18 protein-coding genes and 1 riboswitch are annotated in these 17851 nt (G+C 67.2%); of the genes, 11 read left to right on the top strand and 7 right to left on the bottom strand.

What is annotated here, in order from left to right; all coding sequences use genetic code 11:
* The first annotated feature begins 46 nt into the window (after positions 1-46).
* From ACH34W_RS29890 to ACH34W_RS29880, 3 genes are all read left to right on the top strand, one after another.
* On the top strand, positions 47-499 hold the full coding sequence (locus tag ACH34W_RS29890) for a hypothetical protein (RefSeq protein ID WP_395964453.1): 453 nt from the start codon (positions 47-49) through the stop codon (positions 497-499).
* 113 nt (positions 500-612) lie between these two features.
* Entirely contained in the window at positions 613-1746 is a 1134-nt protein-coding gene (locus ACH34W_RS29885; RefSeq protein ID WP_395964452.1) for a PLP-dependent cysteine synthase family protein, read from the top strand.
* Positions 1743-3035, top strand: coding sequence for an MFS transporter (locus tag ACH34W_RS29880; protein WP_395964451.1), 1293 nt, complete (start codon positions 1743-1745; stop codon positions 3033-3035). The genes ACH34W_RS29885 and ACH34W_RS29880 overlap by 4 nt, the downstream gene beginning before the upstream one ends.
* A 72-nt stretch (positions 3036-3107) precedes the next feature.
* On the opposite strand, the gene ACH34W_RS29875 is transcribed toward ACH34W_RS29880, so the two are convergent.
* The gene (locus ACH34W_RS29875; RefSeq protein WP_395964450.1) at positions 3108-4094 is read right to left on the bottom strand and encodes a CHAP domain-containing protein; all 987 of its coding nucleotides are present in this window, start codon (positions 4092-4094) and stop codon (positions 3108-3110) included.
* Positions 4095-4229, bottom strand: a riboswitch (cyclic di-AMP (ydaO/yuaA leader).
* Positions 4230-4522: 293 nt separating this feature from the next.
* Between ACH34W_RS29875 and ACH34W_RS29870 the strand changes: the two genes are divergently transcribed.
* Together ACH34W_RS29870 and ACH34W_RS29865 are read left to right on the top strand one after the other, a co-directional pair.
* A complete protein-coding gene (locus ACH34W_RS29870; protein ID WP_395964449.1) occupies positions 4523-4954 on the top strand; it encodes a hypothetical protein in 432 nt (143 codons plus the stop codon).
* A gap of 90 nt (positions 4955-5044) precedes the next feature.
* Positions 5045-6637: a multicopper oxidase family protein gene (locus ACH34W_RS29865; protein WP_395964448.1), complete on the top strand. Its 1593-nt coding sequence runs from the start codon at positions 5045-5047 to the stop codon at positions 6635-6637.
* Positions 6638-6695: 58 nt separating this feature from the next.
* Here ACH34W_RS29865 and ACH34W_RS29860 read toward each other — a convergent pair whose 3' ends face one another.
* A complete protein-coding gene (locus ACH34W_RS29860) occupies positions 6696-7490 on the bottom strand; it encodes a M56 family metallopeptidase (protein ID WP_395964447.1) in 795 nt (264 codons plus the stop codon).
* On the bottom strand, positions 7487-7873 hold the full coding sequence (locus tag ACH34W_RS29855) for a BlaI/MecI/CopY family transcriptional regulator (protein ID WP_395964446.1): 387 nt from the start codon (positions 7871-7873) through the stop codon (positions 7487-7489). The genes ACH34W_RS29860 and ACH34W_RS29855 overlap by 4 nt, the downstream gene beginning before the upstream one ends.
* A 161-nt stretch (positions 7874-8034) precedes the next feature.
* Between ACH34W_RS29855 and ACH34W_RS29850 the strand changes: the two genes are divergently transcribed.
* The 3 genes from ACH34W_RS29850 (at position 8035) to ACH34W_RS29840 (ending at position 10927) form a co-directional block, all read left to right on the top strand.
* Complete coding sequence (locus tag ACH34W_RS29850; protein WP_395964445.1) at positions 8035-8676, top strand: class I SAM-dependent methyltransferase; 642 nt, start codon at positions 8035-8037, stop codon at positions 8674-8676.
* 359 nt (positions 8677-9035) lie between these two features.
* Complete coding sequence (locus ACH34W_RS29845) at positions 9036-10226, top strand: NAD(P)/FAD-dependent oxidoreductase (RefSeq protein ID WP_395964444.1); 1191 nt, start codon at positions 9036-9038, stop codon at positions 10224-10226.
* Between the two features lie 161 nt (positions 10227-10387).
* Positions 10388-10927 carry a DUF4396 domain-containing protein gene (locus tag ACH34W_RS29840; protein ID WP_395964443.1) on the top strand — a complete coding sequence of 180 codons (540 nt, stop codon included), beginning with the start codon at positions 10388-10390 and terminating at the stop codon, positions 10925-10927.
* A 141-nt stretch (positions 10928-11068) separates the two neighbouring features.
* Here ACH34W_RS29840 and ACH34W_RS29835 read toward each other — a convergent pair whose 3' ends face one another.
* Positions 11069-12070: a tyrosinase family protein gene (locus ACH34W_RS29835; RefSeq protein WP_395964442.1), complete on the bottom strand. Its 1002-nt coding sequence runs from the start codon at positions 12068-12070 to the stop codon at positions 11069-11071.
* A 5-nt stretch (positions 12071-12075) separates the two neighbouring features.
* The gene (locus ACH34W_RS29830) at positions 12076-12342 is read right to left on the bottom strand and encodes a hypothetical protein (RefSeq protein WP_395964441.1); all 267 of its coding nucleotides are present in this window, start codon (positions 12340-12342) and stop codon (positions 12076-12078) included.
* Between the two features lie 508 nt (positions 12343-12850).
* On the opposite strand from ACH34W_RS29830, the gene ACH34W_RS29825 reads away from it, so the two are divergent.
* The 3 genes from ACH34W_RS29825 (at position 12851) to ACH34W_RS29815 (ending at position 15053) form a co-directional block, all read left to right on the top strand.
* Entirely contained in the window at positions 12851-14296 is a 1446-nt protein-coding gene (locus ACH34W_RS29825; RefSeq protein ID WP_395964440.1) for an LVIVD repeat-containing protein, read from the top strand.
* 137 nt (positions 14297-14433) lie between these two features.
* On the top strand, positions 14434-14808 hold the full coding sequence (locus ACH34W_RS29820) for a BlaI/MecI/CopY family transcriptional regulator (protein WP_395964439.1): 375 nt from the start codon (positions 14434-14436) through the stop codon (positions 14806-14808).
* Positions 14805-15053, top strand: a complete 249-nt coding sequence (locus ACH34W_RS29815; protein WP_395964437.1) for a hypothetical protein — start codon at positions 14805-14807, stop codon at positions 15051-15053. Before ACH34W_RS29820 ends, ACH34W_RS29815 begins: the two co-directional genes overlap by 4 nt.
* 167 nt (positions 15054-15220) lie before the next feature.
* Here ACH34W_RS29815 and ACH34W_RS29810 read toward each other — a convergent pair whose 3' ends face one another.
* Entirely contained in the window at positions 15221-16891 is a 1671-nt protein-coding gene (locus tag ACH34W_RS29810) for a VanW family protein (protein WP_395964436.1), read from the bottom strand.
* 106 nt (positions 16892-16997) lie between these two features.
* Positions 16998-17417, bottom strand: a complete 420-nt coding sequence (locus ACH34W_RS29805; RefSeq protein ID WP_395964435.1) for a hypothetical protein — start codon at positions 17415-17417, stop codon at positions 16998-17000.
* Positions 17418-17851 lie beyond the last annotated feature (434 nt).

The raw sequence follows: 17851 nt of genomic DNA, 5'->3' as shown, positions 1-17851 counted from the left end.
GGCTTTTACCTTGCAAAACCGTGTCCTGCGTGAGCGCGGAGGCATCATGCCGGCGCTGGCCGGGCTGCTGATCACTGTCGCGGCGCTCTACTTCGCTTTCTGCCTGCCGGGACTCCAAGCCAACGAGGCAGATCACGCGGAGGGATTGGTCACTCCGGTCGCCGCGGGCACCGTCGTATCGGCTTTTCACGTCCACGGCGATACGACGCTCATCCATGTGGCGGCCACCGATGGAAACACATCGCCCTTGCACACCGAGAGCGCGCACGGGCTGCCCCATGGGCACCCTGCCGGATGCGACGCCTCGGTCGTGCTTCGAGCGGCCGAGCTCGGTGGCTGGCTCGCCTTCCTCCTCGCCGCTCTTTCCAGACTATTTCTCTGGCGATCTGCCAACACCCCCTTGGCGGTAGTGCGGCACGCCTTCGAACGCGATGGCAGACCCCCCTCCATCATCAGCGGAATCGCTCTGCTGAACCTGCTCTGTCTGGCACGCCTGTAGCCGGTCCGGTCATGCATCGGGGCCCCGCCACCACCGATCATGACCCGCTTTCCGCCATCACCTCACGCCGTTGGGCCATGTCGTCATGAGCCCTGCCACCCCAGGAGCAAACGATGGAAACAACCGGACTGCGCGACCGCGAACTGCTCGACAACACCACCCCCGGCCGCCTGGTGGGGGGAGCCACATGCCAGTCACCGGCCGGAATGGTCGGCAACACCCCCGTCCTGTGGATTCCCGATCTGTTCGGCCAGACTCCCAACGGGTTCTGGGCGAAACTCGAAGGCTGCAATCCCGGCGGCATCAAGGACCGCCCGGGCATGCACATGATCGCTCGCGCGAGGGAACGGGGCGATCTGTCCCCCGGTGAACCGATCATCGAATCCACCAGCGGCACGCTGGGGCTCGGCCTGGCGCTCGCCGGCATCGCGTACGGGCATCCGGTGACGCTGGTGACCGATCCCGGAATGGAGCCGATGATCCGCAATCTCCTGCGCGCCCACGGCGCCAGAGTCGAGGTCGTCGAGGCGCCGCATCCGGTCGGCGGCTGGCAGGAGGCTCGGCGGCAGCGGGTGCGGGAGTTGAGGGCGCGAGAACAGCACTCCTACTGTCCCGACCAGTACCACAACCCCGACAACGTGGCCGCCTACGAAGGCCTCGCACTGGAGTTGGCCGGGCAGTTGGGACGGGTCGACGTCCTGGTCTGCAGTGTCGGCACCGGCGGCCACAGCGCCGGGGTCTCCCGGGTGCTGCGCCGCTTCTATCCGGATCTGCGCCTCGTGGGAGTCGACGCCGCCGGGTCCACCATCTTCGGGCAGCCCGCCCGCCCTCGCCTCATGCGAGGGCTCGGCAGCAGCATCTACCCGAGCAACATCCACTACGACGCGTACGACGAAGTGCACTGGGTCGCGCCGGGCGAGGCCGTCTGGGCATGCCGCGCCATGGCCGGCGGGCGATACGCCAGCGGGGGGTGGAGTGTCGGCGCGGTGGGCCTGGTCGCCTCCTGGCTGGCAAGGGCAGAGCCCGGCCACCACCGGATAGCCGCGATCTTTCCCGACGGTCCCGAGCGCTACTCCGGGACGGTGTACGACGACGCGTACTGCGCCGAGCACGGCCTCCTGGACGTCGTCCCGGCCGAACACCCCGACCAGATATCCCACGCGTCCGAACGCGAAGCCACCCGCTGGACCCGCTGCGGCAACGTGACCGCGCCCGCGGCCACCACGACGGGAGCCACTCCGCGATGAGGGAGACCGTGACCCAGTTCCGGTCGTTCAACCGGCCGATCCGGCTGTTGATGATCAACCAGCTGACCATCAACCTGGGCTTCTACATGCTCATGCCCTACCTGGCCAACCACCTGTCGGGGAATCTGGGCCTGGCAGCCTGGCTGGTCGGCCTCACGCTCGGGGTGCGCAACTTGAGCCAGCAGGGCATGTTCCTGGTCGGCGGCAGCCTGGCCGACCGCCTGGGATACAAACCGATGATCCTGATCGGGCTGGCGCTCCGCACCGTCGGATTCGCTCTGCTCGGGATGGCCAGCAGCCTGCCGGTCATCCTGGTCGCATCCGCGTTCACGGGGCTGGCCGGCGCCTTCTTCAACCCGGCCGTACGCGCGTACCTGGCACAGGAGGCGGGCGACAGGAAGGTCGAGGCCTTCGCCGTCTTCAACGTCTTCTACCAGCTGGGCATCCTGGCCGGACCGCTCATCGGACTGCTCCTGGGCGGCATTGCGTTCCGCGTCACCTGCCTGGTCGCCGCGGGACTCTTCGCGGTGCTGGCCATAGCCCAGGCCAGAGCCCTGCCCGCTCGGCGGGGAAGCCGCGCCGGCGCCACCGAATCGGTGCTCCGAGACTGGCGTACGGCACTGGCCAACCGCGCCTTCGTGCTCTTCTCGCTGGCGATGATCGGCTCGTACGTCCTGAACTTCCAGGTCTACCTGGGCCTGCCGATCGAAGTCCGGCGGGTCACCGGCGGCGAACTCGGGGTGACGCTCCTGTTCGTGGTGTCCGGCGCGCTCGCGGTCGCCGGCCAGGTACGCGTGACCGCATGGGCCAAAGCTCGATGGACCCCGGGCCAGGCACTCGCCCGCGGCCTGGCGTTGATGGGCCTCTCGTTCATCCCGATGGCTCTGGCCGCCTCCTTCGTCCCTGCCACCGCCGTGGGCGCAGAGTTGAACGCGCCGCTGGCGTACGCCGTCGCGCTCGGCCCCATCCTCCTCAGCGCTGCCCTGCTGACCCTCGCCACGATGGTCACCTATCCGTTCGAGATGGCCACCATCGCCGCCCTCGGCGGCGACAAGATGATCGGCACCTATTACGGGCTCTACAACACCCTGTCCGGCATCGGCATCGCCATAGGCAACCTCCTCACCGGCGCCGCCCTCGACGCCGGCCGTGAAACAGGTCTGCCAAGCCTGCCCTGGTGGACGCTGGCCGCCGTGGGAGCGGCCTGTGCTCTGGCCATCCACGCACTGGCCCGCTCCGGAAGCCTCACGGCCGCCCCCGAACGTCCGCGGGAGGCGGTTCCCGCATAAAGGAAACCGCGCCCGGGCATGGCAGGTGGTCACCGTGCCCGGGCGCGGTTCTCGCGCTCGTTCACGCTTCCTTCAGACCAGCTCTCTGGGAGCGACGAATTCAGCGTGCAACGAGTCCCAGAAGGCCAGTTCCTGGTCGTCCTCAAGGTGGGAGACCCGCCCCCAGAACTCGCGATCCTCCACCTCGGCAGCAATAGCCGCGCTGATCACGGGCATCACGGTGGTGGACTCTTCGGCCGCGTGGAGATCGGCCGGGGTGACGTCGGCGGGCAGTGCCACCGGCGTCCGGTGGTGCTTGCCGCGCTTGCGGACACGCACCGGTGCGGCCGTGGGCACCTTCGCCGCCGTGGACTTGCCCACGGCCAGTGCCACCGTGCCCACAAGGACGAGCGCAAGTGTGCCGGTGAGCGCAGCCTCCTGCATCGGAAGCGAAGCCGAAGGCGCGCTCTGACCGGTTTGCCCAGCCTCGGCCGTGGTCGACGGCGGGGCCGTCACCGTACTGACCGCCGGCGGGGGTGCCGCGTGTTTGGGCACGTACTTCGGCGCTGGAGTGGCCTGCGCGGTGACCTCTGTCGGCAGGGACTTACCCTTGACCTCGACCTTTGCGGGGTAGCCGTAGCCGACGACGTCCTTCACATCTCGCGTTTTGCGCTTGAGGTAGACCGCGTCGGTGTTGGCTTCGATCGTGGTGAGCGTGCGGCCGTCGACCTTTTCCACCAGGCCGACGTGGCCAATGGCGTCGATGTCCTTGGACCCCGACCAGGCGAAGAACACCAAGGCGCCGGGCTCAGGCTTGGTCCCCCAGGCATCCTGCTTCTTGAACCACTTGGCGTGCTCGATGGTGGCGGCGAACTCGCCCACCCAATCCTGGACCCCCACCTGGTTGGCAGCCCAGGCGATGAACATGTCACACCACGGCGCTGTCTTGAAGTAGGAGTCGTTGTCCTTGTCGACGTTCTCGGAGTACCAGTCGCCGAACTTGGTGTAGCCGCCGCCCTTCTCGCGATAACCGAGCTGGGGCTTGGCGACGTCGAGCAGCATCTTGCCAACGGGGTCCATGAAGTCTCCACATACGGCCTACCGGGTTAGCTGACGGGTTCGGGCCAGGAGTCGCCCTACCGCGCATGGCGGATTCACCCCGAATGGCAGATGGGTCCCCGGCTCCCGCGGCGCCGGCTGCGGCACGGGACTCGGCGGTCGGTCCGCGACCTCCAGGGCGGAGGTCGGTTGGTCACGAACGAATTACGAAGCAATGTAGTAGCAAATCCGACAGAACGGCAACTGGAACCCAAGAAGACGTATAAACGATCTACCCTCAACGCCGGACGCCCATGATCACGTGGGCCGGGCAAGCCTTCCCGCTCATCCATCCACGGCGTCGGCAGCGAGACGCCGCCGACATCGCCCGCCCGGATGACCTAGTACTATCGTGCATAGTACTTTTGGCCGGTGACCTGAAAGGCCACGATAAGGAAAGGCCTGAGGCGATGACGGCAGGGCAGCGCGCCGCGGAAGCGACTTTCCGATGGCTGCTGCTCATGGCTGTCTTCGTCGGGCTGACCCTGATGCATACGCTGGGCCACACAACTCATCGAGAGCACGTCCCAACACCGTCAGCTGTCGTCGTCAGCCCGATCGCCGGGACTGTCGCCGAACACGCCGCACATGGTCCCGCCGCGTTCTCACCGACTACGCCGGTGATGATGACCGGCGACAGGAACGCTGGGATGCTCGACCCGCTGCCGGTCTGCCTTGCCCTTGTCACTGCAGTCATGTTGCTGCTGCTGGCGGGTTCCCGGTGGTGCGCCCTTTCACTGACGGAGCGGCGCCAGTCCGTTCTGCACCTCGCCCGTTCGAGCAGCCGAAGCCCTCCGCTGTTCGGCGTCCATCTCACTCGCACAGCGATTCTGCGGATGTGAACACGCGTCACCGAGTCCAGTGCTGTCCAGCAGCACCTCCCCTCGGTCACGGTCCGCAATCATCCATGTGAATTTGTGTGAGGTAGTTCGATGACGACTTATTTCGACCGGCGCGCGTTCGACCGCCGCGCGTTCGACCGCCGCGCCCTCCTGCGAGCCGGGCTCTTGGCCGTCGGCGGCGCCGCATTGGCGGGATGCAGCAAGCAGGGCGACAACGGCCAGACCTTCGTCTCGCCCACCGGGCGACAGGTCAGTGACACCGAGGCCCGACGGCGTCCCGGCACCGTGCGCGATTTCCGGCTCCTGGCCGTCGAAGGCCCTGTCGATCTGGGCAGCCGTACGGTCCGGACCTGGACGTACGGCGGCGCGCTGCCAGGTGCCGCGATCAGGGTCAAGGCCGGTGAGGTGGTCCGGGCCCGTCTGATCAACCGCCTGCCGCAGGCCACCACCATCCACTGGCACGGCATGGCACTGCGCAACGACGCGGACGGCGTTCCCGCCGTCACCCAGGACGAGATCAAGGCCGGAGCGGACTACCTCTACCAGTTCACCGCGCCCGATCCGGGCACCTACTGGTTCCACCCGCACTCAGGCACGCAACTCGACCGCGGTCTCTACGCCCCGCTGATCGTCGACGACCCGCACGAGCCACTCTCCTACGACGCCGAATGGATCGTCATCCTCGACGACTGGCTCGACGGCGTCACCGGCAACCCCGACCAGGTCCTCGCGGAGCTACGCCGGGGAATGGGCGGGATGAACATGGACGATGACAGCAGCGGCGGCGGACACGACATGCCCGGAATGGAAGGTATGGGCAGCGGAACGACGCCCTCCCCGGCACCGCGCCCGACTTCCCACATGCTCATGGGCGCCGAGAGCAAACTGCTGGGCGGCGACGCCGGTGACGTCCGCTACCCGCACTACCTCATCAACGGCCGCACCGCCCGCGCACCGCAGACGTTCAAGGCCAAGCCGGGCGACCGCGTTCGCATCAGATTCATCAACGCCAGCGGCGACACCGCATTCCGCGTCGCCCTCGCCGGACACCGGATGACCGTGACTCACACCGACGGCTTCCCCGTGCGTCCCACCCTTACCGACGCACTGCTCATCGGCATGGGAGAACGCTACGACGTCATCGTCACCGCCAAATCCGGCGCCTTCCCGCTGACGGCCCTCGCCGAAGGCAAGAATGCGGCCACGCGTGCGGTGCTCCGAACGAGCACTCCCGCGCCCGCCCCTGCGGCGAACGCACGCCCGAGCGAACTCGACAAGAAGATCGTCACCTACCGGGACCTGCACCCGGCCGACGCCGTACGCCTCCCCACCAAGCAGCCCGACCGGACGATCCGGCTCGAACTGACCGGCAGCATGATGAAGTACGACTGGGCGATCAACGGGCGCAGGTACGACCCGAAGGATCTCCAGCCGATCCGCTCAGGCGAGCGCGTGCGGCTCTCGTTCGTCAACCGCACCACGATGTGGCATCCGATGCACCTGCACGGCCACACCTTCGCACTCACGGCGACAGGCCTGCGCAAGGACACCGCGATCGTCTTGCCGAAGACCACCCTCGAAGCCGACTTCGACGCCGACAACCCCGGCCGCTGGATGATCCACTGTCACAACGTCTACCACCAGGAGTCCGGAATGATGGCCCTGCTCGGCTACCGCACGTGACCTGACCTGTGCACGGACCTCACCGCTCAGGACGGACCTCACCGCTGAGGTACGTGGATCAGGCCAGGCCAATAGTGAGCAGGAAGGCCTGACCAAGGCACATGGACAGGCTCACGACCAATGTCAGGCCACTGGCTGATGCCAAGATCTGAGCCCGGGCCGGGCGGCGCCGGGGAACGTCGTCCCCGAGCAGCTGCGCGGCCCGGGCCTGCGCCGCGCCGTCCCAAGCCGCTGTCGTCTCGGGCAGCCGGCCCCCATCGGCGGACATGAGAGCCACGGCGACCGCCTTGCGGGCCACACGGTCGATCGCGGCGCGGTCGGCGAACAGTTCCGAACGCTCGATCTGACGGTTCCTCCACCAGAACGCGAGCGGCAAGTAGAACAGGACATCAGCGGCGGCTCTGCTCACCAGACGGCGCAGCGGGTCACGGCGACGAGCGTGGGCGGCTTCGTGGGCCAGCACCGCATCGAGCTCCGGGCCGCTCAAAGCCGTGGTCACATAGACCCTCGGACGGACGAGGCCTGCACAGAAACCTGTACGGTCCTCACCTGGGACGCATACGACGTCGCGTGCTCCCGCTCGTTCCGCAGCCTCGGCGACCGTCGGCGGAGTCGGCACGCGACCGAGCGCGGCGACCGCGCCGGCCGTCCGGAGGGCCAGGAAGGTCGCCCGGGCCACGGCCGCCGCCAGACTCGCGGCGGCGACGACGCCGACGGCCACGGCGAGACACTGCGTCATCGACATCATCGGGCAGGGCAGCAGGCCCACGCCCATCGCCCCGTGTGCCGCCCCCAGTCCGCCCAAGGCGCCCAGCGGCACCCAGCGTCGCCCTCGCACAAGGGAGATGATCACCGTGCCAGGTCCTCCAGACGTCGGCGCTGCTCCGGTGTCAGATCGGCCAGCCTGGCGGCGAACGCCGCGAGGGCGGCATCACCGTAGCGCTCGACCACGTCGGCGGCCTCGCGTGCGCTCGCGGTGGCGAGATACTCACCTGGAGCGCCCGCGACCCGATACTCGTGGGCTTTTCGTCCGGGCTGAGCTCTCGACGTGAGCAGCTCCTTCTCCGCGAGCCGCCGCAGTGTGGTCATGACAGTGGTGTAGGCCAGCTCCGGCATCAGCCGGAGAACGTCACGCACCACGAACTCCTCGTCCACCTGGCCGGTCCATACAGCCCGCATGACCCGTCCTTCGAGCGGCCCCAGGAGGGCAACCGCCCGATCAAGCTCGTCGCCCACGTATCCCCCTATCTATTACAGGGCGATAGTAGCAACCCGGAACTTCTACTATCCTCCCTTCGTACTATTCATTGATAGTAGACACGAAGGTGGCCGCGGCAGCCCTGATCAGCCAAGACCTTCTCTACCCGACCTGACCGACATTGACAGGAGGCACCTCCATGAGCGATCTCTCAAAATTCCAACACCCCCGCTTCGCCCGCATGTATGAACGGATCAGCCGCGAAGCCGAGGGCCGGGGCACCGCCGGTCACCGTGACCGGATGCTGGCCGGACTGTCCGGCAGGGTCATCGAGGTCGGCGCGGGCAACGGCATGAACTTCCGCCGATATCCGGCGACCGTCACCGAGGTCGTCGCCGTCGAACCGGAGGACCTGCTCCGCGCCTCCGCCCTGCGGGTGGCCGCGAGCGCGACGGTGCCCGTCAGTGTGGTGCCCGGTCACGCCGGTGCACTCCCTGCTGGCGACGCCAGTTTCGACGCCGCCGTACTGTCTCTTGTCCTGTGTTCCCTGCCGTCTCCCGCCGAAGCGCTCGCGGAAGTGCGGCGGGTCCTGAAGCCGGGCGGCGAGCTGCGCTTCTTCGAACACGTCCGGTCGGAGCGGCCAACATTCGCACTCAGCCAGCGTGTCATCACACCGATTTGGCGACGAGCCACTGGCGGCTGCCACCTGGATCGCGACAGCACCAGAGCCATCCGGGAGGCGGGCTTCGACATCAACGAAATCGACCGGTTCTCTTACGCTCCGCTCCGCTTCGCCCCTCCTCAGGCGCACGTCCTCGGCACCGCGCAAGCGCCTCAATGACCATGCTCGGCAACCCGAGCGGCGCCCCAGGAAAATGGGCGGACCGCGGCTCAAGGTGAGCCGTGGTCCGCCCATTCTCAATACGGGTCAGTGTCCGGCCGGGATCTCGGTGGCGGTGGTGACCGGCTGTCATCGGCGCGCGCCGCCTTGGGCGGCGCCGGCAACTCGGCGGTGTAGCCGGACTTCTCGACCGACGCGATCAGCGACGAGAGCCAGGCCGAAAACGAAGGCCCCCGGCTTGGCTGCGGCGCTCAGACATACCTCTGCAGGGTATTTGAGACGGCGATCACATTCCCGATATACCCTTCGGGGGTAGTGTATGTCGCTCAAGGCCATGTCGACAGTGGAGGAGTGCTGAGATGGGATCGTTCAGCCAGATCGTGGTGGTCGGAGCGTCGCTGGCGGGCCTGCGGGCGGCGCAGACGTTGCGGGAGGAGGGGTACACCGGCGAGCTGAGCCTGGTCGGCGCCGAGCCGCACCTGCCCTACAACCGGCCGCCGCTGTCCAAGAGCGTGCTGACCGGGGACGACGACGTCGCGCTGCCCGGCGCCGATGACGTGGACGTCCACTGGCGCGGCGGCCGCCGCGCCGTGCGGCTGGACACCGGCGGCCGGACGGTCGCACTCGACGACGGCACATCCCTCTCCTATGACGGTCTGGTCATCGCCACCGGGGTACGGCCGCGCCGCCTCCCCGAAGAACAGATGACGCTCCGCGGAGTCCACGTGCTGCGCACCATCGACGATGCCACCACGCTGCGCCGGGCGCTGGCCACGGACCCCGGCCGGGTGGTCATCATCGGCGGCGGCTTCATTGGCGGCGAAGTGGCCTCCACCGTCCGCCACCTTGGCCACCAGGTCACCGTCGTGGACGCCGGCGCGGTGCCCATGGACGACACGATCGGCGAGCGAGCCGGCCGATGGCTGGCCGTCCACCACGGCAAGAACGGCGTCGAGCTCATCTCCGGAGTCCGCGTGGTCGAAGTGACCGGCAAGGACGGCCGAGTGAGCGGCGTGCGGCTGAGCGACGGCCGTACGGTCCCGGCCGACCTGGTGGTCGCCGGCATGGGCGTCGTGCCCAACACCGACTGGCTGAACGGCAGCGGCGTCCACGTCGACGACGGCGTGGTCACCAGCGCGGAACTGTTCGCCGACGGCGTGTCCGACGTCGTCGCAGCCGGAGATGTGGCCCGCTGGCCGCACGGTCTGTTCGGAGGTGAGCTGGTGCGTGTCGAGCACTGGGCCAATGCCAACGAGCAGGGCGCCGTCGCCGCCCGCAACCTGCTGCGCGGCCCCGGGCAGGCCGAGCCGTTCGACGCCGTGCCCGCCTTGGGCACGCGCGTGCACGGAACGCGCATCCAGTGGGCCGGCCTGCCACGCCTGGCTGACGAAAGCAGCATCGTCACCGGTACGCCTGAGGACGACAAGTTCTCTGTCGCCTTCACCCGCGACGGAGTGCTGGTGGGCGCGGTCGCGGTCAACTTCCCCAAGGAGATGATCCGCCTGCGCAAGGCCATCGCCGCCCGCGAGCAGCTAGCGGTCACCATCTGAGCTGTGGAGCACGGCTGTGGGATCTCGACGGAGCCCACAGCCTTCCCACGCTCACTTTTACAGCCCTCAGCGAGTCCGGGGCGACCTGCCCCCCGATTGACCCCAAACCTCCTACAGAACGTAGGATCTCGTCGCCCGTTCCCACGACGCGAAGGCTCGCCATGACGACAGATGAACACCAGACGGCTGCCCACAGCGCAGGCGAGGAGGCCGTTCACCACGACCATCACCATCAGGATCACGGGGCCCATGGCCACAACGCGACGGTGACGTGGGGAATGGCGGCGCAGGCCACGGCACACTGCCTGACCGGCTGCGCCATCGGCGAAGTGCTGGGGATGGTGATCGGCACCGCACTGGGACTGAACAACCTGGCCACCGTGGCGCTCGCCGTCGCTCTGGCCTTCGTGTTCGGGTACGCGCTGACCATGCGCGGAGTGCTTCGTGCCGGCGTCGGCTTCCGCGCGGCGGTCGGCGTCGCCCTGGCCGCGGACACGGTCTCCATTGCCGTAATGGAGATCCTCGACAACGGCGTCATGCTCGCCGTCCCGGGGGCGATGCACGCGGGCCTGGCCAGTCCCCTGTTCTGGGGCGCGCTGGCCTTTGCTCTGCTGGTGGCCTTCGTGCTGACCACGCCGATCAACAAATGGATGATCGGCCGAGGCAAGGGACACGCCGTCGTTCACCAGTACCACCACTGAGCAGTCGGCGCCCGGATACGGCGGCCACGACGGCTGCCGTATCGGGGCGCCGCACCTCGCTCTGAGACCACGGCTGGGGCCGCAAATGGGCGACCTCAGCGCGGGAAGGGCTCAGGCTTTACCGATTCCGCCTGATTCTGATCAGGGCCAGCCCCAGCCGGAGATAGACGCCGGGTAGCCCTTGTCGACGGTTCCGGGTCCGGTGTCGCCCCGGGTCACGCGAATGTACTGATCGCCCTTGAAGAAGTAACACTTGGCCCCGGAGTAAAGCGCAGCATCGATCCCTGTCGCACCGAATGCGAGGGGCTCATCGTCGTAGCGGTAGCCCAGCATGTGGTGATTGAGCACCTTCCGCGGCGTGGGCGGCGAGGACTCTTGTGCCCAGGGCGGCATCGGGTCGTCCAGGCTGTGGCCAGCCACCACGCCAGAGGTACCGCTCGGGGGAACGTACACCCGGGTAGGATGCGCCCGCTGCCAAACCGCCCAGAGCCGGTCGATGTTGCAGTGATGCAGCCAGAAGACCGGGTCGTTGGGCGAGGACATGTTCATCATCGACCCGCCGGTCCACATGTGACCGGGATTATGGATCACGCGTTCCAGATGATTCCGGAAGCTCGTGTTGACATCGCTGTTCCGGTTCCAGGGCGCCAAGTCGTACGGAACAACGCCGATCGCGGTCTGGACGTCCGTGGGTGTGGGCAGTCTGCCCATGACACCGAACTCCCGCCGCAGGTAGTTGCGGGTCTCGCCGGAGTCGAGGACTGTGAGTGTCCACTTCCCCGTCGAGAATGCGAAGGGTCCGGTGGTGACCTGCCCGTTGCCGCCACTGCCGTTGCCGCCCATGAACGCGCTGTCCCACAGTGACGCCGACTGCGAGTTGTCCACCGTCCAGTCCCAGTACGGAAGGGACACGGTGGGGTCTACGGCCTGCAGAGCGCGTTCGAACCTGGCGAGGTATTCGCGGTGCCATGGCAGGAAAGCGGGCCCGCCATGCGCCGGGTCGTTCGGGGAGGACATGAAGGCGGTGAGGTGCTGGTCGACGAAGGTGTCGTAGGCACCGCTGGCTTTGAGCGCTTTGACCGCGGCGACGAAGGCGTTCCGCTCGGCCGCGGTCAATATGGCCTGGTTCTTCCGTATCCCCATGGTCATTACCCCTGTCGCGCCGCTTCGCGGTAGTCGATGATGCGTCGTCCGAGGTCCTTGAGCGAGTTCTGCGGGTCGTAGGCGTAACCAGCCGCGACGTACATCCCCGCGCTGTCACGGACGGTAGAAATGGGCTCCTGGTCGATATAGAGCTCCGCCTCTGCGGCCTCCGCCCCTGCCCGCTCAGTCATCGCCGATTCGCGCGCGGCCCCGGCCGCACGCGGCCTGACAATGATCTCCCGCCCTTTGTAGGTTTGGCGTTCCTCAGCCATGGCGCTACCTCCACATGGGTATCGTCGACATTCGTCACTCCAATCGATTTCACGCGAGTGACGATTTTGGTACATATTCCACTGATGGCCACAAGCGGGCAGGTCATCATCGATAAGATCACCGCCGTTTTGGCGGTGGAACAGGCCCAAGACCCGTTGACCGAATTCCTGCATCAATAACCACCAGAGTCAGGTGGTCTCTGCACTTATCCCATAAGTGCCGCCTTCGATGAGCCGAACCTGGTGGCCGGTGCGGCCGGCAGTCACCGCCGGAGGCCGCGCTCTCCGCATCCGGCTGACCAACGCCTACGGCACCGCTCCGCTGACCGTCACCAGAGAACGTTCTGCTCAGACCCGTCCGTCCAGATTCGGACGCTTTCACGACATTCAAGCGATGCCCGCCTAGCGTGTCCTACGACATGTAGGAGGCAGTGCTGAGCCTGCGTTCCTCTGAGGCTGGTCTCGGCCGCTGCGCCGTGGTGCAGGCCATGCACCCGGAGGTGAAGGTGTGAGAGTCCATCGCCTGCTGGCCATCCCCGTAGTGACGTGCCTCGTCGCCCTGGCGATCCCAGGGGCCGGCGCTGCGCGGGTCGAGCCGCCTCGGCCTCATGTCAACGGCATCGACTCCACCGCGCAAGACGCCGCATCAGCCCGAGCCGCCGTGCAAGGCCAGGACGAACACAGTCCGAACGCAAGGCGCCTTGCCAACATCCCCCGATCCAGTGAGTTCCGTTTCAACGACCCGGCACAGGGCGGCAACTTCCAGTCCGACCTGGCGTTCAAGGGCAACCTCGCGGTCGCGGGCAACTACAACGGGTTCCGCGTCATCGACATCAAGAACCCGGCCAGGCCAAAGGTCGTGCGCGACGTCTGGTGCCCCGGCCCTCAAAACGACGTGTCGATCTGGGGCGACGCGATCGTGCTCTCCGTCGACACTCCGCTGACCGGCACCGGCTGCACGGCCGGACCGGCGGCAGCACCGTTCCAGAACGCATGGGAAGGGCTGCGCATCTTCAGCCTGAAACAGATCCTTGCGGCCAAGCCCAGCTCCGACGGCTTCACCCGGGTCGAGCCCAAGGGCGCCGTCTACACCGACTGCGGCTCGCACACCCACACCGGAATCCCGGCCGGCGACAAGGTGCTCCTCTATGTCGCCTCGTACCCGCTGCGGTCAGGACCGACGTGCGGGCCCCGCACCAGCCCCACCGACCCGTGGGACCCGCTGCACAAAAAGATCTCGATCGTCGAGATGCCGCTCACGAACCCGGCGGGCGCGCGCCTACTGAAGTACGTGCCGGTCAACGTCCCGACCTGGAACCTCCTGCCGGCACCGTTCAACCCGATGCAGGGCTGTCATGACTTCCAGGTCTACCCGGCCAAAAAGCTGGCCGCCGCGGCCTGTTCGAGCGTCGGCCAGCTCTGGGACATCTCCGACCCGCGCAACCCCAGAACACTGAGCTACAAGTGGCAGGTGGACCAACCGCAGGTGGAGTTCTACCACTCGGCGGCGTTCACCTGGGACGGCAAGGTCGTCATCTTCGGCGACGAGTCCATCAACCAGACGTGTGACGACGGCAGCGGCTCCGGGCGCCTGTACTTCCACGACGCCAAGACCGGAAGGCTGCTCGGCACGTTCAACATCCCCCGCAAGCAAGGCACCTACTGCTCGGCGCATCTGTTCCAGGTGCTGAAGACCGCCCGCGGCTACCGTCTGGTCGCCTCCTGGTACACCGGCGGCGTCACCGTCGTGGACTTCACCAATCCCGCCAAGGCGAAGGAGATCGCCTACTACGACCCCGCGCTGCTGTCCGCGACGGACGAGGGCCTGTGGTCCGCCTACCCGTACAACGGCTTCGTCTACAGCAACGGCTACGAACGAGGCTTCGACAGCTACCTCATCGGACCCGCAATCCGCGGAGCCCGCTTCTCCACCCTCAACCCCCAAACCCAGTAACAGGCCAATGAAAGTCGGCGAGGCGGGCCGTATGGCAGCCCGCCTCGCAGGCGCCTTTTGGTCTCGCTCGCGGGTTCCTATGAGCTGTAGTATCGCGGCGGTCCTGAGGCAGTCCGTGCGGTGAAGGTGGGTGGGGCATGGCGGGTCAGCGCTTCGGCGATCTGGAGGCCGTGGTCATGGACCGGATGTGGTCGTACGGTCGCCCCGCCACTGTCCGCGAGGTCCTGGAGGACCTGAAGAGGGAGCGGACGATCGCCTACACGACGGTGATGACCGTCATGGACAACCTTCACAAGAAGGGGTGGCTCCGCCGCAAGAAGACGGGCCGCGCGTTCATCTACGAACCGGTCGGGTCCCGGGAGGGCTACACCGCCAAGCTCATGCGTGAAGCCCTGGCGACCAGCGACAACCAGGCCGCCGCCCTCGTGCACTTCCTTTCCGACCTGTCGCCCGAGGAGGCGGAGGCGTTGCGGACCGCCCTCAAGGTGGTGCCGCCCGAGGGCGGAAAGTGACGGCTCCCGCCGCACTGCTGGCCTATGCGGTCGTCCTCGGTGTCTTCGGCCCTGGGATGCTGCGGGTCCGCGCCTGGACGGAGCGGGCACCCCGTCTTGGCATCCTCGCGTGGCAAGCGGCCACCGCCTCCGCGCTGGGCGCGATGGTCCTGGCGGGCCTGGCACTCCTCGCACCGTTCGCGCGAGCCCCGCACGGACTTGCGGAACGTGCCTCCAGGATCACCCTGGTCAGATTCGCGTCGTAGCCGGTGTGCCATGACAACACCCGGCCCGTGGAACGGCGTCGGCTCCAAGTCGGGTTGGAGCACGCCGAGCCGGGTCTTCACAAGGAGGCGGGCTGAGATCTAGTTCGGTTGTCAGGCCGGCGCGGCTGTCGAGAATGCCTGCCTATCCCTGGTTCGAGAATGCTTGCCTATCCCTGGTTGGTGCAGGTGAGCTTGGGTTCGGGCTGGTAGACCGTGTGGAATTTCTGCCGGCGCACGACCTGGCCGTCTTTCTTGAAGATGCGCCAGACGTCGATCGAGAACCCCTGCGCGCCGGGCATCGGGATGCACTTGGGCCCCGAGTCGGTCGTGGTCTCAAAGCTGCGGACGGCATAGCGAGCCGAGCTCTGGGATTGGATGTCGTACCGCTTGGTGCTCCAGAACGTGACGGTGATCGAGGTACTGGTGTAGGACGTCTTGACCAGCACGCCGTAGGGCGAGTCGTTGCGCCACCGGAAGTCGGGCTCGGGGTAGGAGACGGTCGACTCACGACCCGCCGGATACCGGGAGATGTAGAACTGGTGGGGCGTGTGCTGGACGTCCTGCAGGCCGCCGAAGAACACGGCGTTGAACATGGTGGTGGCGAACTGCGACACCCCGCCGCCCACATCGTCGACGAAACGCCCGTTCAAGATCATCGGCGCGGGTACGAAACCCCGGGCGCGGTCGCGCTTGCCCACCAGCCCGTTCAGCGAGAACGTCTCCCCCGGCTTGACGATGTGCCCGTCCACGATGCGGGCGATGGTCTGGATATTCTTGACGCGCGGAGCGCAGCAGGGATGCCGGCCGGTGAAGCTGCTGATCTTCTGCTTGATCCCCAGTGAACGCGCCTGCTCGGTGCTCACCCGCGGCGGGGTGGTGACGAGCTCCACCGCAACGGTGCGCTCCCCGCCGCTGGAGATGACCTTGTTGACCGCCGGGGCGAGCTTGCCGGGGTCGATCCCCTGGCCGGTCCGAGCCTCCACCAGCCGCAGCCGGCCCTTGACCACTTCGAACGTGGCGTCCCTGGGCGCCTGCGCAGCCTTGACGAACGTCTTCCCGACCTTCCGCGCCACCGGAGCGGCGTCGAATTCGGGACGGAGCGAACCTCGCCCGTCCGCGACGAACGTCAGGTTGCGCGCGATATCAGCGGGCTGGACGGAAATCGTGCGGCCCGCGCGCGTCAACGTGAGAGGACGCTTGACGGCATCTCGCGCCACCGTCTGCACGACCCGCCTGACCTCCGCCGTCGCCACCGTCGGCGCGGTAGGCCGAGGCGACACCGCCACCTGCGGACGCGGATCCAAAAACGCCTCGGTGATCGCCCGCTCGGCCGCCGCACGGTCGATCTCCTTGCCGGGCTTGGGCAGCACCGGCACCGGCCGCGTGCCCGCGTACCGAACGCCCCCTTCCCGCGCGGGCTTGTCGACCTGTCTGGCGATCCCCGCCACCACCGACCTCAGCTTCGCGGCATCGACCCTCACCCGAGGCCGCAGATCCCGACCACCGAAAACAGGCCGGACGAGCTCAGCCGGAGACGGCGTCCCACCTCCCGCATCGGCCACCGTCGACTTGACGTCCACCGCCAACCCGGCTTCAACCGGCACCACGCCGAACCGGCGCTCCCCAACCATCACCGCGATCGGCCGTTCGGCATCGTCAGCAAGTTCACGGCCCAGCTTCGCCTCCGCAGCAGCCGCAGACAGCCCGCCGATGGCGATGCCGGCCACCCGAGTCCCACCCGGCACCTCACCCGCCACCATCACCGCCCGGAAACCGACCGCCATGGCGCCCGCTATCAGCACCCCGACCAGCAGCAGTACTATCCGACGGTTCTTCAAGAGGATGAGCATCTCAACCGCTCACTCACTTCCACACCAGAAGGCACAACAGTCTCCTACGAAACATCGTAGATAACCAGAGCCAGTAATCACTCCGGAACGACGATCAATCTCTTACCGGGTCGCTCCCAGCCGGCCCAGAGGCGCCGGACTCGACGGCGTCAGGCAAAGGCAGCGTCCGCTGCGGATCCACAGCTGGGTCGACCTCGTCGGGGATGGCCACGAACTTCTGCGTCATCTGGGAGCCACGTGCGATGACTCCGCTAGTGAGAACGGTGTTCCGATGCCGGAGCTTCCCGTTCTCTCTCAAGAGGTCGTTGACCTCCGAACGTGCCCTGGTAAGGCGCTTCGCCGTCCGCAGGTGAACCAAGAGGACACCCAGCCCCGTACCCAGAATGAACGCGGCCAGCGGCGGGTGCCACGTCACCGACGCCGTGGCGGCCGCCAGCACGACCACCACCCCGGCCGTGCCCAGATGCCGTGCGACCCAGTCCAGGCTCGCATCGAGACGCTTGGGAATCCGCACTCCGCCCCTCCCAATGAAGGCTTGTCTACTATCTATCTTAGTAGACAAACAGAATAGGCGATCCAGGCATCACCTGTGGGCGGTCTCGTGAATCTGGTCGTGCAGCGGTTGACCGTGCCGCAGCCAGAGGCGGGGCGGGCTTCTGTACGTCGCGTTCACCCGCCGGGTTGTGGCCGCGTGCCGGACTGGGGCAGACCCTGTTGGTCGCAGCCATCACCTACGCCACCCTCCTGGGGAGCCACGCCACCCGCGCCCACCGATGGCCCTCAGGTTGACGAGGACTTGGAGATGCAGAGAGGGATCCCTGGATTCCAGGAAGCTACTACGTTGGGCCGTAGATATCTTCCAGGCGCTCGGAGTGAATAGGCCTAGCTCTTGAGGGGACGGATACCGTCGCACACCCACACGTCTACTAGAAGTAGCAGTAGGCGTGA

The organism is Actinomadura sp. 6N118 (genome assembly GCF_044326415.1).
Taxonomy (GTDB): domain Bacteria; phylum Actinomycetota; class Actinomycetes; order Streptosporangiales; family Streptosporangiaceae; genus Spirillospora.
The sequence above is the reverse complement of the archived record's forward strand: the minus strand, read 5'-3'. Positions and strand labels throughout refer to the sequence as shown.

Coding starts and splice junctions, on each gene's coding strand:
- ACH34W_RS29890 (WP_395964453.1), top strand. CDS start 47: ATGCCGGCGCTGGCCGGGCTGCTGATCACTGTCGCGGCGCTCTACTTC.
- ACH34W_RS29885 (WP_395964452.1), top strand. CDS start 613: ATGGAAACAACCGGACTGCGCGACCGCGAACTGCTCGACAACACCACC.
- ACH34W_RS29880 (WP_395964451.1), top strand. CDS start 1,743: ATGAGGGAGACCGTGACCCAGTTCCGGTCGTTCAACCGGCCGATCCGG.
- ACH34W_RS29875 (WP_395964450.1), bottom strand. CDS start 4,094: ATGGACCCCGTTGGCAAGATGCTGCTCGACGTCGCCAAGCCCCAGCTC.
- ACH34W_RS29870 (WP_395964449.1), top strand. CDS start 4,523: ATGACGGCAGGGCAGCGCGCCGCGGAAGCGACTTTCCGATGGCTGCTG.
- ACH34W_RS29865 (WP_395964448.1), top strand. CDS start 5,045: ATGACGACTTATTTCGACCGGCGCGCGTTCGACCGCCGCGCGTTCGAC.
- ACH34W_RS29850 (WP_395964445.1), top strand. CDS start 8,035: ATGAGCGATCTCTCAAAATTCCAACACCCCCGCTTCGCCCGCATGTAT.
- ACH34W_RS29845 (WP_395964444.1), top strand. CDS start 9,036: ATGGGATCGTTCAGCCAGATCGTGGTGGTCGGAGCGTCGCTGGCGGGC.
- ACH34W_RS29840 (WP_395964443.1), top strand. CDS start 10,388: ATGACGACAGATGAACACCAGACGGCTGCCCACAGCGCAGGCGAGGAG.
- ACH34W_RS29835 (WP_395964442.1), bottom strand. CDS start 12,070: ATGGGGATACGGAAGAACCAGGCCATATTGACCGCGGCCGAGCGGAAC.
- ACH34W_RS29830 (WP_395964441.1), bottom strand. CDS start 12,342: ATGGCTGAGGAACGCCAAACCTACAAAGGGCGGGAGATCATTGTCAGG.
- ACH34W_RS29820 (WP_395964439.1), top strand. CDS start 14,434: ATGGCGGGTCAGCGCTTCGGCGATCTGGAGGCCGTGGTCATGGACCGG.